Annotated in this window: 9 protein-coding genes; 4 read left to right on the forward strand and 5 right to left on the reverse strand. The window is 69.8% G+C overall.

Translation table 11 applies throughout. The features are described from left to right. Nucleotides 1-74 precede the first annotated feature (74 nt). The gene (gene uvrA / locus ATL41_RS02030; protein ID WP_098456978.1) at nucleotides 75-3,029 is read right to left on the reverse strand and encodes an excinuclease ABC subunit UvrA; all 2,955 of its coding nucleotides are present in this window, start codon (nucleotides 3,027-3,029) and stop codon (nucleotides 75-77) included. Between the two features lie 89 nt (nucleotides 3,030-3,118). Between uvrA and ATL41_RS02035 the strand changes: the two genes are divergently transcribed. The 3 genes from ATL41_RS02035 to ATL41_RS02045 all read left to right on the forward strand — a co-directional run bounded on the left by ATL41_RS02035 (nucleotide 3,119) and on the right by ATL41_RS02045 (nucleotide 5,974). After that, on the forward strand, nucleotides 3,119-4,924 hold the full coding sequence (locus tag ATL41_RS02035; RefSeq protein WP_098456979.1) for a glycoside hydrolase family 15 protein: 1,806 nt from the start codon (nucleotides 3,119-3,121) through the stop codon (nucleotides 4,922-4,924). A gap of 5 nt (nucleotides 4,925-4,929) precedes the next feature. Continuing rightward, nucleotides 4,930-5,625 carry an MBL fold metallo-hydrolase gene (locus tag ATL41_RS02040; protein ID WP_245854570.1) on the forward strand — a complete coding sequence of 232 codons (696 nt, stop codon included), beginning with the start codon at nucleotides 4,930-4,932 and terminating at the stop codon, nucleotides 5,623-5,625. A 70-nt stretch (nucleotides 5,626-5,695) separates the two neighbouring features. After that, a complete protein-coding gene (locus ATL41_RS02045) occupies nucleotides 5,696-5,974 on the forward strand; it encodes a YciI family protein (protein ID WP_098456980.1) in 279 nt (92 codons plus the stop codon). A 76-nt stretch (nucleotides 5,975-6,050) separates the two neighbouring features. Here ATL41_RS02045 and ATL41_RS02050 read toward each other — a convergent pair whose 3' ends face one another. The 3 genes from ATL41_RS02050 to coaE all read right to left on the reverse strand — a co-directional run bounded on the left by ATL41_RS02050 (nucleotide 6,051) and on the right by coaE (nucleotide 10,028). Beyond that, complete coding sequence (locus ATL41_RS02050) at nucleotides 6,051-7,055, reverse strand: TerC family protein (RefSeq protein WP_098456981.1); 1,005 nt, start codon at nucleotides 7,053-7,055, stop codon at nucleotides 6,051-6,053. 213 nt (nucleotides 7,056-7,268) lie between these two features. Further along, a complete protein-coding gene (uvrB, locus tag ATL41_RS02055; RefSeq protein ID WP_098456982.1) occupies nucleotides 7,269-9,359 on the reverse strand; it encodes an excinuclease ABC subunit UvrB in 2,091 nt (696 codons plus the stop codon). Between the two features lie 51 nt (nucleotides 9,360-9,410). Next, nucleotides 9,411-10,028: a dephospho-CoA kinase gene (coaE, locus tag ATL41_RS02060; RefSeq protein ID WP_098456983.1), complete on the reverse strand. Its 618-nt coding sequence runs from the start codon at nucleotides 10,026-10,028 to the stop codon at nucleotides 9,411-9,413. A 138-nt stretch (nucleotides 10,029-10,166) separates the two neighbouring features. Between coaE and ATL41_RS02065 the strand changes: the two genes are divergently transcribed. Then, nucleotides 10,167-12,050, forward strand: a complete 1,884-nt coding sequence (locus ATL41_RS02065; protein WP_425432644.1) for an ABC transporter ATP-binding protein — start codon at nucleotides 10,167-10,169, stop codon at nucleotides 12,048-12,050. Nucleotides 12,051-12,299: 249 nt separating this feature from the next. On the opposite strand, the gene rpsA is transcribed toward ATL41_RS02065, so the two are convergent. Continuing rightward, nucleotides 12,300-13,772 (reverse strand): 30S ribosomal protein S1, encoded by a 1,473-nt coding sequence (rpsA, locus tag ATL41_RS02070; RefSeq protein ID WP_098456984.1) that lies wholly within the window; start codon nucleotides 13,770-13,772, stop codon nucleotides 12,300-12,302. Nucleotides 13,773-13,888 lie beyond the last annotated feature (116 nt).

The raw sequence follows: 13,888 nt of genomic DNA on the forward strand, positions 1-13,888 counted from the left end.
TCGCGGAGCCGACGGCGGTCGAGCTCCCCCCGCCCTCGCGGAGCCGGGCTGGGCGGTCGCTGAGCAGGGGCACGTCAGCTCGCACCAGCACGCTTCCGCTTGACCGTCGAGGACTTCGCGGTCGTCCCGCTCGCGCCCTTGGTCGCCGCGGCTGCCGCCTTCTTCTTCGGGGCGGGGGCGAGCGGTACGCCGTCACCGAGCACCTCGGCGAGGAAACGGCCGGTGTGGCTCGCCTCGACGGTCGCGACGAGCTCCGGCGGACCCTGCGCGACGACGGTGCCGCCGCCCGATCCTCCCTCGGGACCCATGTCGATGATCCAGTCGGCGTTCTTGATGACGTCGAGGTTGTGCTCGATCACGAGCACGGTGTTGCCCTTGTCGACGAGCGACTGCAGGACGGCGAGCAGGCGTCGGATGTCCTCGAAGTGGAGGCCCGTCGTCGGCTCGTCGAGCACGTAGACGGTGCGTCCGGTCGACCGCTTCTGCAGCTCGCTCGCGAGCTTGACGCGCTGGGCCTCGCCGCCCGAGAGGGTCGGCGCGGGCTGGCCGAGCCGCACGTAGCCGAGACCGACGTCCACGAGCGTCTTCAGGTGCCTCGAGATGGCGGGTACCGCCTCGAAGAACTCGGCCGCCTCCTCGATCGGCATGTGCAGCACGTCGGCGACCGTCTTGCCCTTGTAGTGCACCTCGAGCGTCTCGCGGTTGTACCGCGCCCCCTGGCACACCTCGCACGGGACGTAGACGTCCGGGAGGAAGTTCATCTCGATCTTGATCGTGCCGTCACCGGAGCACGCCTCGCAGCGGCCGCCCTTGACGTTGAAGGAGAAGCGCCCCGGGGTGTAGCCGCGGACCTTCGCCTCGGTCGTCTGCGCGAAGAGCTTGCGCACGTGGTCCCACACGCCCGTGTACGTCGCGGGGTTGGACCGCGGCGTACGACCGATCGGCCCCTGGTCCACGTGCACGACCTTGTCGAGCTCCTCGAGGCCCTCGACGCGCCGGTGGTGGCCGGGAACCTGACGCGCGTTGTTGAGCTCGTTCGCGAGGACCGTGTACAGGATCGAGTTGACGAGCGTCGACTTGCCCGATCCCGAGACACCCGTGACCGCGGTGAACACGCCAAGCGGGAACGAGACGTCGACGTCCTTGAGGTTGTTCTCGCGTGCGCCGATCACCTTGATCTGGCGCGCCTTGTCGACGCGGCGGCGGTGCTGCGGCATCGGGATGACGCGGCGGCCGGCGAGGTACGCGCCGGTGACGGACTCCGGCGCCTCGAGCAGGCCGCGGTAGTCGCCCGTGTGGACGACGCGGCCTCCGTGCTCCCCCGCTCCTGGACCGATGTCGACGATCCAGTCGGCCGCGCGGATCGTGTCCTCGTCGTGCTCGACGACGATGAGCGTGTTGCCGAGGTCCCGCAGCCGGGTGAGCGTCTCGATCAGACGGCGGTTGTCACGCTGGTGCAGGCCGATGCTCGGCTCGTCGAGCACGTAGAGCACGCCGACCAGACCGGACCCGATCTGGGTCGCGAGGCGGATGCGCTGCGCCTCTCCGCCCGAGAGGGTCCCCGCGGCACGCGAGAGCGTGAGGTAGTCGAGGCCGACGTCGAGCAGGAACCCGAGGCGCGCGTCGATCTCCTTGAGCACCTGGACCGCGATCTGCCGCTCCCGGACCCCGAGCTCGAGCGTCTCGAGGAACTCCCGAGCCTCGCGCAGGGGCATCTCGCACACCTCAGCGATCGAGCGACCGCCGACCTTGACCGCGAGCACCTCGGGCTTGAGCCGTGCCCCCTCGCAGACGGGGCACGGGACCTCACGCATGTACGACTCGTACTTCTCCTTGGACCAGTCGGACTCGGTCTCGGAATGGCGCCGCTCGATGAACGCGATGACGCCCTCGAAGCCGGTCGAGTACTGCCGCTCGCGCCCCCAGCGGTTGCGGTACTTCACGTGCACCTGGTGGTTCTGGCCGTGCAGCACGGCGTTGCGGGCACGCTCCGGGAGCGCACGCCACGGTACGTCCATCGAGAAGCCCATGTCGGCGGCCAACGCGGTGAGAACCCGCTCGTAGTACTCGGACGAGGTCTGCGCCCACGGCGCGACCGCGCCCTCGCGCAGCGTCTTCTCGTCGTCAGGCACGACGAGGTCCGGGTCGACCTCGAGGCGCACGCCGATACCCGTGCACTCGGGGCACGCGCCGTAGGGCGCGTTGAAGGAGAAGGTGCGCGGCTCGACCTCTTCGAGCGTGAGCACGTGGTCGTTCGGGCACGCACGGTGCTCCGAGAACCTGCGCTCGCGGTCCGGGTCGTCCGCGTCGAGGTCGACCATGTCGACGAGGAGCAGACCGCCCGCGAGGCCGAGCGCGGTCTCGACGGAGTCCGTCAGCCGCTGCCGCACACCCTCGCGCGCGACGAGGCGGTCCACGACGACCTCGATCGTGTGCTTGAGCTTCTTCTCGAGCGTCGGGGGCGAGGAGAGCTGGACGATCTCGCCGTCGACCCGAGCGCGCGCGAATCCCTTGCCCTGCAGCTCGGTGAAGAGCTCGGCGTACTCGCCCTTGCGGCCGCGCACGACAGGCGCGAGAACCTGGTAGCGCGTGCCTTCGGGCAGTGCGAGGAGACGGTCGACGATCTGCTGCGGGGTCTGCGACGCGACACGCTCGCCGCAGACCGGGCAGTACTGCGTACCTGCGCGGGCGAACAGGAGGCGGAGGTAGTCGTAGACCTCGGTGATGGTGCCGACGGTCGAGCGCGGGTTGCGGTTGGTCGACTTCTGGTCGATCGAGACCGCCGGCGACAGACCCTCGATGAAGTCGACGTCGGGCTTGTCCATCTGCCCGAGGAACTGGCGAGCGTACGCCGAGAGCGACTCGACGTAGCGGCGCTGCCCCTCGGCGAAGATCGTGTCGAACGCGAGCGACGACTTCCCCGAGCCTGAGAGACCGGTGAAGACGATGAGCTTGTCCCTCGGCAGGTCGAGGTCGACGCTGCGCAGGTTGTGCTCCCGGGCACCTTGCACCACAAGTCGTTCGTTCACCGGTCCATCCTAGGGCCAAAGCAGGCGATTTCGCACATGTGTTCGACGTCTCAGATGCGCAGGTCCCGTCACCGGGGGACGATGAGGCCGTGTCGACACCCATCGCGGACTACGCCGCCCTCGGCGACGGCCGGACCGTCGCGCTCGTGAGCCGCAGCGGCTCGGTCGACTGGCTCTGCCTCCCCGACCTCGACTCCCCCGCGTGCTTCGCCGCGCTTCTCGGCACGCCCGACCACGGACGCTGGTTGCTCGGCGTCCGCGGGGCGACCCAGGTGTCACGGCGCTACGTCGGAGACTCGTTCGTGCTCGAGACGACGTACCGGACCGCTGGCGGGGTGGCGCGCGCGCTCGACTGGATGCCCACCCGGGACGGCCGCGCCGACATCTCCCGCAAGATCGAAGTCCTCGAGGGCGCGGTCACCGTCGAGCACGAGCTGGTCGTCCGCTTCGACTACGGCGCGGTCGAACCGTGGGTCACGTCCGACGGGCAGGTGCTGCGCGCCGTCGCGGGACCCGACTCGCTCACGCTCCGTGCCGACCGCCTCCCTCAGCACCCTCGCGGCCCGCGCCACCGGCACGCCGACACCTTCGTCCTGCACGCTGGCGAGACGTTCGAGGCGACCTGCACGTGGACACCGTCGTGGGAGCCCGTCCCGCCCGCCCTGCCCGGCCGCGGGCCGGAGGCCACGCGCGTCGACTGGGAGCGGTGGACGTCAGGGCTCGCCGTCGGCGAACGTCACCGCGAGCCGGTCGTCAGGTCACTCCTCGCCCTCCGGCTGCTGACCCACTCGCTCACCGGCGGTATCGCGGCGGCCGCGACCACGTCACTCCCCGAGCTCCCCGGTGGCGCGCGCAACTGGGACTACCGGTTCTGCTGGCTGCGCGACGCCGCGCTCGCCGTCACCGCGCTCGCCCGAGCAGGCGCGGTCGACGAGGCGAGAAAGTGGCGCGACTGGCTCGTGCGCGCCCTCGCAGGCCGCCCCGCGGACATGCAGATCATGTACGCGCTCGACGGCTCGCGCGACGACAAGCTGGTCGAGCGGGTCCGGGAGCACCTGCCAGGCTGGGAGGGTTCCGCGCCTGTGCGTACGGGTAACGGTGCTGTCAGGCAGGTCCAGCACGACGCTCTGGGCGAGGTGCTCTGCGCTCTCGACGTCGCGGCGCACGCGGGCCTACCTCGGAGCGCGACGTCGTGGGCGGTCGAACGAGCGCTCGTCAACGACCTCGTGCACCGGTGGCGCCAGCCGGACCACGGCATCTGGGAGGTGCGCGGACCAGTCCAGCACTTCGTGCAGTCCAAGGTCATGGCGTGGGCCGCGTTCGACCGCGCCGTCCGCGCCGTGGAGGAGCACGGGCAGGACATGACGGGCCACGAGCGCGACCTCGAGCTGTGGCGCCGCTGCCGAGCCGAGGTGCGGGCCGAGGTCCTCGAGCGCGGCTGGTCCGACGGCCTCGGCTCGTTCGTCCAGCACTACGGCGCCGACCACGTCGACGCGAGCCTCCTGTCCCTGCTCCGGGTCGGGTTCCTCCCGCCGGAGGACCCGCGAGCGGTCGGTACGGTCCGGCGCGTCCAGCGGGACCTGTCGACGCCGTCGGGCTTCGTGCGCCGCTACGCCACGGACCTGACCGACGACGGCCTCCCCGGTGGAGAGGGAACGTTCGTGGCGTGCACGTTCTGGCTCGTCGAGGCGCTGTGCGCGATCGGCGCGCTCGACGAGGCCGAGGCCCTCTTCGAGCGTGCGCTCGAGGCATGCAACGACGTCGGGCTCATGGCTGAGGAGTACGACCCCGACGCTCGCGCGCAGCTAGGCAACACGCCGCAGGCACTCTCCCACCTCGCCCTCGTGGGTGCCGCGCAGGCGCTGGACGCCGCGCACGAGCGACGAGCATGTTGAACAGCATGAGCCAGGCCGACATGACACCCGATCGCGCGCACGTCGTCGTGGGCGGACCGGCGCACGTCCGCGAGCTGCCAGGCGCCGTCGTGCGCAAGCTCGCCGTCGGACCGATGGACAACAACGCCTATCTCGTGACGTGCACGACGACGGGTGCGCAGACTCTCGTCGACCCTGCGGCCGACTCGGACGCCCTGCTGGCGCTCGTCCGCGAGGGCAGCGGCTCCGCTCGTCTCGACGCGATCCTCGTGACGCACCGCCACCGCGACCACGTCGGGGCCCTGTGGGACATGCACGCCGTGACCGGCGCGCCCGTCGCGGTGGGCGACGCGGACGCGGACGACGTCGCCCACCGCTGCGACGTCGTCGTCGCCAGACGGTTGCGCCACCTCGACACGGTGCGGGTGGGTGCGCTCACCCTCGAGGCCGTGGAGCTTCGCGGCCACACCCCGGGATCCATGACGTTCGTGCTCGCGGTGCCCGGTGTGGCCGTGCAGCTGTTCACCGGCGACTCGCTCTTCCCCGGTGGCGTCGGCAAGACGTCGTCGCCCGACGACTTCCGGTCGCTCCTCGGCGACGTCCGGACACGTCTCTTCGACCGCTTCCCCGACGAGACCGTGGTTCGGCCCGGACACGGCGACGACACGACTCTCGGGCGCGAGCGTCCGCACCTCGCGGAGTGGGAGGCACGCGGCTGGTGACGGCGGACCGCGACGTTCACGTACCGGTGGTCCCGCGCGGCGCGGACACGCGCCCTGCTTGGATGTCCTCATGACTGTCTACGCCGTCGAGTACACGTACACGAACGACACCGAGACGCGCGACCGCGTCCGGCCGGAGCACCGCGCCTACCTGCGATCGAGGCTCGAGGCTGGGGACCTGCTCGCCTCGGGCCCCTTCACCGAGGGCGGCGCGCTGCTGCTCTTCTCCGCCGCGTCCCGTGGCGCGCTCGACGCGTTGCTCGCGGGCGACCCGTTCGCCTCGGCCGGCGTGATCGAGTCGGTGGTCGTGCGCGAGTGGGACCCGGTCATCGGTCCGTGGGCCTCCTGACGGGGCCGAGCGACCTGGACGACGTGCGCCCGACCACCGTCCAGGTGGTCGGGCGCACGTGGACGTCGGTCGCGCGTCAGGCCTGACCGGAGCGCTCGGCCGCTTCGGCTTGCGCGGCCGTCTTGCGGTCGTGCTTGTTCTTCAGCAGGCTCGCGACCGTCACGACGACGAGCGTGCCGATGATGACGATGAGCGAGGTCGCGGTCGAGATCTCGGGCGCCCAGGTGATGTGCTCACCGCCGTTGATGAACGGCAGCTCGTTGACGTGCATCGCGTGGAAGACGAGCTTCACGCCGATGAAGGCGAGGATGACACCGAGCCCCTGCGCGAGGTAGACGAGCCGGTCGAGCAGGCCACCGATGAGGAAGTAGAGCTGGCGCAGCCCGAGGAGCGCGAGGGCGTTCGCCATGAAGACGATGTACGGCTCCTGCGTGAGGCCGTAGATCGCGGGGATCGAGTCGAGCGCGAAGAGAACGTCGGTGAAGCCGATCGCGACCATGACGACGAGCATCGGCGTGATGAACCGCTTGCCGTCGATCTTCACGGTCAGCCGGTCCTCGTTGTACTCGTCGGTCGTCGGGACGAACCGCTTGAGGAGGGCCACGGCCTTGCCGCCGGGGATCGAGTCGTCCGACTCCTCCTCGGGCATGACCTGCTTCCAGGCGGTCCACAGCAGGATCGCCCCGAAGATGTAGAAGACCCAGGAGAACGTGTTGAGCGCGGCCGCGCCGAGCAGGATGAACACGGTGCGGAGCACGAGGGCGATCACGACGCCGACGAGCAGGACCTTCTGCTGGTACGCCCGCGGCACGCGGAACGACGTCATGATCATCAGGAACACGAACAGGTTGTCGACCGAGAGGCTCTTCTCGGTGATGTACCCGGCGAAGAACTCGCCGCCGTGCTCGGGCCCGATGACGATGAGGAAGACGACGCCGAAGACCACGGCGAGCGCGATGTAGATCGACGACCAGATCGCTGACTCGCGGAACGTGGGCTCGTGGGGCGTCCGCACGTGCGCGTAGAAGTCGAAGATGACGAGGCCGAGGACGGCAGCGGCTGAGATCAGCCAGACGGACATGTGGATATCAAGCACCGATGATCCTCCGGTACGCGTAGCGGTGTACCGGAGGTCTCTCCCGCCCGGGCCACGTCTCGCGTGACCGTGCTCGGACCGATGGCACCGGGAGGGCTACCGAGCCCGCCGTGGTGACGACGCCACCGTGTCAGGGATACTCCCCTCCAACAACTCGCCCACTGTAATCCATGGGCGCGCGCCTGGCAGCGGCGCGTGTCAAGCGGTGGCGCTCCTCATCTGTCGCAGCTCCTTCTTGAGGCCCCCGATCTCGTCACGCAGGCGCGCGGCGAGCTCGAACTGCAGCTCTGCCGCTGCGGCGTGCATCTGGTCGGTGAGCTCCTGGATGAGTCCTGCGAGGTCGGTCGCGGCCGCGACCCCCGGCCGGTCGCCTGCGGGTGCGGGCGTGGCGGGAGCTGCCTTGCCGCCACGGGCGGGCTTCCGGTAACCCCCGGCGAGGAGCTCCTGGGTGTCGAGGTCCTCGCGGGCGAGCATGTCCGTGACGTCGGCGATCTTCTTCCGCAGCGGGGTGGGGTCGATCCCGTGCTCGGTGTTGTAGGCGATCTGCTTCGCACGGCGGCGCTCGGTCTCCTCGATCGCGAGGGCCATCGCGGGCGTGATCTTGTCCGCGTACATGTGGACCTGGCCCGAGACGTTGCGGGCGGCACGACCGATCGTCTGGATGAGCGACTTGCCCGACCGGAGGAAGCCCTCCTTGTCGGCGTCGAGGATCGCGACGAGGGACACCTCGGGCAGGTCGAGCCCCTCGCGCAGGAGGTTGATGCCGACGAGGACGTCGTAGACGCCGAGGCGCAGGTCCCGGAGCAGCTCGACGCGGGCGAGCGTGTCGACGTCGGAGTGCAGATAGCGGACGCGCACCCCCTTGTCGAGGAAGTAGTCCGTGAGGTCCTCAGCCATCTTCTTGGTCAGCGTGGTGACGAGCACGCGCTCGTCCTTCTCGACGCGCTGGCGGATCTCCTCGAGCAGGTCGTCGATCTGGCCCTTGGTCGGCTTCACGACGACCTCCGGGTCCACGAGCCCGGTGGGACGGATGATCTGCTCGACGACGCCGTCAGACAGGCCGAGCTCGTAGTCGCCGGGCGTCGCGGAGAGGTAGACGGTCTGGCCGATCCGCTCGACGAACTCCTCCCAGCGGAGCGGACGGTTGTCCATCGCGCTCGGCAGGCGGAAGCCGTAGTCGACGAGGTTCCGCTTGCGCGACATGTCGCCCTCGTACATCGCCCCGATCTGCGGGACGGTGACGTGCGACTCGTCGATGACGAGCAGGAAGTCGTCCGGGAAGTAGTCGAGGAGCGTGTTCGGGGCAGACCCAGGTGCACGCCCGTCGATGTGACGGGAGTAGTTCTCGATCCCTGAGCACGACCCGATCTGGCGCATCATCTCGATGTCGTACGTCGTGCGCATGCGCAGTCGCTGCGCCTCGAGCAGCTTGTTCTGCTGCTCGAGCTGTGCGAGCCGCTCCTCCAGCTCCGCCTCGATCGAGGCGATCGCGCGCTCCATGCGCTCTGGTCCGGCGACGTAGTGCGTCGCCGGGAAGATGTGGATGCTCGGCTCCGAGCGCACGACCTCGCCCGTGAGCGGGTGCAGCGTGTGGATCGCCTCGATCTCATCGCCGAAGAACTCGATGCGGATCGCGAGCTCCTCGTAGACCGGGATGATCTCGACCGTGTCGCCGCGCACGCGGAAGGTGCCGCGCGTGAACGCCATGTCGTTGCGGGTGTACTGCATGCCCACGAACTGCCGGAGCAGGTCGTCGCGGTTGATCATCTGCCCGACGTCGAGCCGCTGCATGCGGTCGACGTACTCCTGCGGCGTCCCGAGCCCGTAGATGCAGGACACAGACGACACCACCACGACGTCGCGCCGGGTGAGCAGGCTGCTCGTCGCCGAGTGGCGCAAGCGCTCGACCTCGTCGTTGATGGACGAGTCCTTCTCGATGAAGGTGTCCGTCTGCGCGATGTACGCCTCGGGCTGGTAGTAGTCGTAGTACGAGACGAAGTACTCGACGGCGTTGTTGGGCAGCAGCTCGCGGAACTCGGTCGCGAGCTGGGCTGCGAGCGTCTTGTTCGGTGCCATGACGAGTGTCGGGCGCTGCACCTGCTCGATCAACCACGCGGTCGTGGCGCTCTTGCCCGTCCCAGTGGCGCCGAGCAGGACGATGTCCTTCTCCCCCGCCTTCAGGCGCGCCGTCAGGTCGGCGATCGCGGCGGGCTGGTCACCCGAGGGCGTGTACTCCGAGACGACCTCGAACGGGGCGACGGTTCGCTGCAGATCGGTGACTGGACGCATGCGTCCACGATAGGCCGCCCCACTGACACCGGCGCACCGGCGGCACCTGGGTCAGCCGTGCTGCTCGGCCAGCTCGGCCTGCAGCCGCGTCCAGAGCTCGTCGACCTGCGCCCGCAGCCCCTCGACCGAGCCGGACCCGTCGATGATGACGTCGGCCGCCGCCGCGCGCTCCTCGTCCGTCGCCTGCGCTGCGACACGACGCCGTGCGTCGGGCAGCGAGCTCCCTCGCTCCTCCACGAGGCGGCGGATCCGCAGGTCTGCCGGTGCGTGGACGACCACCACGATGTGGTGGGCCTCCGCCTGACCGGTCTCCACGAGCAGCGGGATGTCGTGCACGACGAGCGCGTCGCCGTCGGCCGCGACCGCCTTGGCCTCGCGCTCTGCGGAGACGCGGGCGATCTCGGGGTGCAGCAGGGCACCGAGGTCGGCGCGCGCCTGAGGGTCGTTGAACACGATGTGGCCGAGCGCCGTGCGGTCGAGCGAGCCGTCCTCAGCGAGCACCTCCTCGCCGAAGCGCTCCACGACCCGGTCGAGGCCGAGCGTCCCCGGGGCGACCACCTCGCGGGCGATCGCGTCGTGGTCGATGACGACAGCTCCCCGCTCGCGCAGCATCGCGGCGACGGTCGACTTGCCGGCCGCGATACCACCCGTGAGCCCGATGCGAAGCATGTGCCTCATCCTGCCCCCGTCCCCCGACGGCGGCAATCGGGCCGTATCCCCTAGGCCGGTCTAGGCTCGGTGCCCTGGGTGCCGGAGCGCACCCGACGCGACCGTGCACGACCGGGAGGACGCATGACGATGTCAGGCATGGCAGGCATGCACGGCGGGAGCGGTCCGGCAGGACTGCGCTCGTTCCGTCAGGACCCGAGCGTCCGCGGTCACCGCCTCGGCCGCGGCACGATGCGCCGCGTGCTCTCGTTCGCCAAGCCGTACCGCCGCACCCTCGCCGTGTTCCTGCTCCTGATCGCGATCGACGCCGCGATCGGCGCGGCCATCCCGATGCTCTTCCGGGCGATCATCGACGACGGCATCGCGGAAGGGCGCAAGGACGTCGTCCTGCAGCTCGCAGGCGTCGCAGCGCTGCTCTCGCTCTCGCAGGGCGCGCTGTCGCTCGGCCAGCGCTGGTGCTCGGCACGCGTCGGCGAGGGCCTCATCCTCGACCTGCGGTCCGCGGTCTTCGACCACGTGCAGCGCATGCCGCTGGCGTTCTTCTCCCGCACCCGGACCGGCTCGCTCGTGCAGCGCCTCAACGGCGACGTGCTCGGAGCGCAGCAGGCGTTCACCTCGACACTGTCGAACGTCTTCTCGAACGCGCTGACGATCGTCTTCGTGCTCGCGGCGATGTTCTCGATGTCGTGGCAGCTCACCCTCGTCGCTCTCGCTCTGCTGCCCGCGTTCGTGCTCCCCGCGCGGTGGATCGGCCCGCGCCTCGCGCACATCACGCGAGAGAGCTACGCGATCAACGCGGACACGGCCCAGATCATGAACGAGCGGTTCAACGTCGCGGGGGCGCAGCTCGCGAAGTCCTACGGCCGACCTGAGCAGGAGTCCCGCACCTACGTCGCCGCTGCCTCCCGCGTGCGCGACATCGGCGTGCGCCAGGCCATGTACGCGACCGTCTTCCGGGTGACCCTGACGACGGTCGCGGCGGTCGCGGTCGCGGTCGTCTACGCGCTCGGCGGGCTCGCCTCGATCGAGGGCCGGCTGAGCGTCGGCGTCGTCGTCGCGCTCACCGCATACCTCAACCGCCTGTACGGACCCCTGACGGCCATCTCGAACGTCCAGGTCGACGTCATGACGGCGCTCGTCAGCTTCGAGCGGGTCTTCGAGGTCCTCGACCTCGAGCCCACGGTGCGCGACGCCGACGACGCGACGAACCTGACCGAGCACGTCGCCGCGGTCGGTGCGAGCGTCGAGCTCGACCACGTGACGTTCCGCTACCCCTCCGCGAGCGAGGTGTCGCTCGCGTCGCTCGAGTCGGTTGCCACACTCGACGACACCGAGCCGCAGGACACGCTCGTCGACGTCACGTTCTCGGTGCCCGCCGGCGCGACGGTCGCGCTCGTCGGACCGTCGGGCGCCGGCAAGACCACGATCGGGCACCTCCTGGCCCGCTTCTACGACCCGACCGCCGGCGCGGTTCGCATCGCGGGTCGGGACCTGCGTGGCGTCACGCAGCAGTCGGTGCACGACGTCGTCGGTTCCGTCCCGCAGGACGCGCACCTCTTCCACGACACGGTCGCGGGAAACCTACGCTACGCCCGCCCGGACGCGACCGACGCGGAGATCGTCGAGGCGCTGCGCTCCGCACGCATCCTCGACCTCGTCGAGAGCCTGCCCGACGGCCTCGACACCGTCGTCGGCGACCGCGGGTACCGCTTGTCGGGCGGGGAGCGCCAGCGCCTCGCGATCGCGCGGCTGCTGCTCAAGGCGCCACCCGTCGTCATCCTCGACGAGGCGACCGCGCACCTCGACTCCGAGTCGGAGGCGGCCGTGCAGGCGGCGCTCGACACCGCTCTCGACGGCCGCACCGCGATCGTCATCGCCCACCGGCTGTCGACCGTGCGCGACGCGGACCTCATCGTCGTCCTCGAGGCGGGACGCGTCGTCGCACAGGGCACCCACGACGAGCTGCTCGGTCACGGTGGCCTGTACGCCGAGCTGTACCGTCGACAGTTCTCCGAGGGCTAGACCCTCACGCACCGACACTGCGACACGTGACCACGTGCCCCGGGCGCGTCGAGTGCACTGGCCACGTCGCCCGCACACCGTGCACGCCGAGCGCACCCCCGGGCACGGGGAGTGCGCCTCGGGCGCCTCGAGCGCACCTCGGGAAGCTCGAGTGCACCTCGGGCACGCCAAGCCAGGCCGGGCACGCCGAAGGCCGGCCACCGCGTGCGGTGACCGGCCTTCGGACCGTTGCGCCTGACGGCGCCGGGATCAGTTGCCCGTGAGCTTCTCGCGCAGAGCAGCGAGAGCCTCGTCGGACGCCAGCGTGCCCGCGACCTCCTCCTGGACCGGGGTCGAGGAGTAAGTGGACGGAGCCGAGCCGCTCGACTCGCCCGCGGTGGCAGCGTCGGAGTCGGCCTTGAGAGCCTCGGCGACCTGCTTGCGGTGCGCCTCCCAGCGTGCGTGGGCCTTGGCGTACTGCGCCTCCCACTCCTCACGCTGCGCCTCGTAGCCCTCGAGCCACTCGTTCGTCTCGGGGTCGAAGCCGTCCGGGTACTTGTAGTTGCCGGCCTCGTCGTAGTCGGCAGCCATGCCGTAGAGCGCGGGGTCGAAGTCCTCGGACTCCGGGTCCACACCCTCGTTGGCCTGCTTCAGCGACAGCGAGATGCGGCGACGCTCGAGGTCGATGTCGATGACCTTGACGAAGACGTCGTCGCCCACGTTGACGACCTGCTCAGGCAGGTCGACGTGACGCACGGCGAGCTCGGAGATGTGCACGAGGCCCTCGATGCCGTCCTCGACGCGCACGAACGCACCGAACGGGACGAGCTTCGTGACCTTGCCCGGCACGACCTGGCCGATGGCGTGCGTGCGGGCGAAGGCCTGCCACGGGTCCTCCTGCGTCGCCTTGAGCGACAGGGAGACGCGCTCGCGGTCGAAGTCGACGTCGAGAACCTCGACGGTGACCTCCTGGCCGACCTCGACGACCTCGGACGGGTGGTCGATGTGCTTCCAGGACAGCTCGGAGACGTGGACGAGACCGTCGACACCCCCGAGGTCCACGAACGCACCGAAGTTGACGATCGAGGAGACGACACCGGGGCGGACCTGGCCCTTCTGCAGCGTCTGCAGGAAGGTGGAGCGGACCTCGGACTGCGTCTGCTCGAGCCAGGCACGGCGCGACAGGACGACGTTGTTGCGGTTCTTGTCGAGCTCGATGATCTTCGCCTCGATCTCCTTGCCGACGTACGGCTGGAGGTCGCGGACGCGACGCATCTCCACGAGGGACGCGGGCAGGAAGCCACGCAGACCGATGTCGAGGATGAGGCCACCCTTGACGACCTCGATGACGGTGCCGGTGACGACGCCGTCCTCCTCCTTGACCTTCTCGATCGTGCCCCAGGCGCGCTCGTACTGGGCGCGCTTCTTCGACAGGATCAGGCGACCTTCCTTGTCCTCCTTCTGGAGAACCAGGGCCTCGACCGCGTCGCCGACCTTGACGACCTCACCGGGGTCGACGTCGTGCTTGATGGACAGCTCGCGGGAGGGGATGACGCCCTCGGTCTTGTAGCCGATGTCGAGAAGGACCTCGTCGCGGTCCACCTTGACGATGGTGCCTTCGACGATGTCACCGTCGTTGAAGTACTTGATGGTGGCGTCGATGGCGGCGAGGAAGTCCTCTTCGTTGCCGATGTCGTTGATCGCGACCTGCGGCGTGGACTTCGAGGGGGTAGAGATGGTCATTGAGTCAGTTGCTCCGATGCGGACAGGAAGTAGTTCGAACAGGAAGGCTTGCAGGCAGGACACGGGCTGGGCCGTGCTGCCGGTCGCCGGTCGGTCACGACCTGTTCGGTCCTGAC

The sequence above is a fragment of the Flavimobilis soli genome, assembly GCF_002564025.1.
Taxonomy (GTDB): domain Bacteria; phylum Actinomycetota; class Actinomycetes; order Actinomycetales; family Cellulomonadaceae; genus Flavimobilis; species Flavimobilis soli.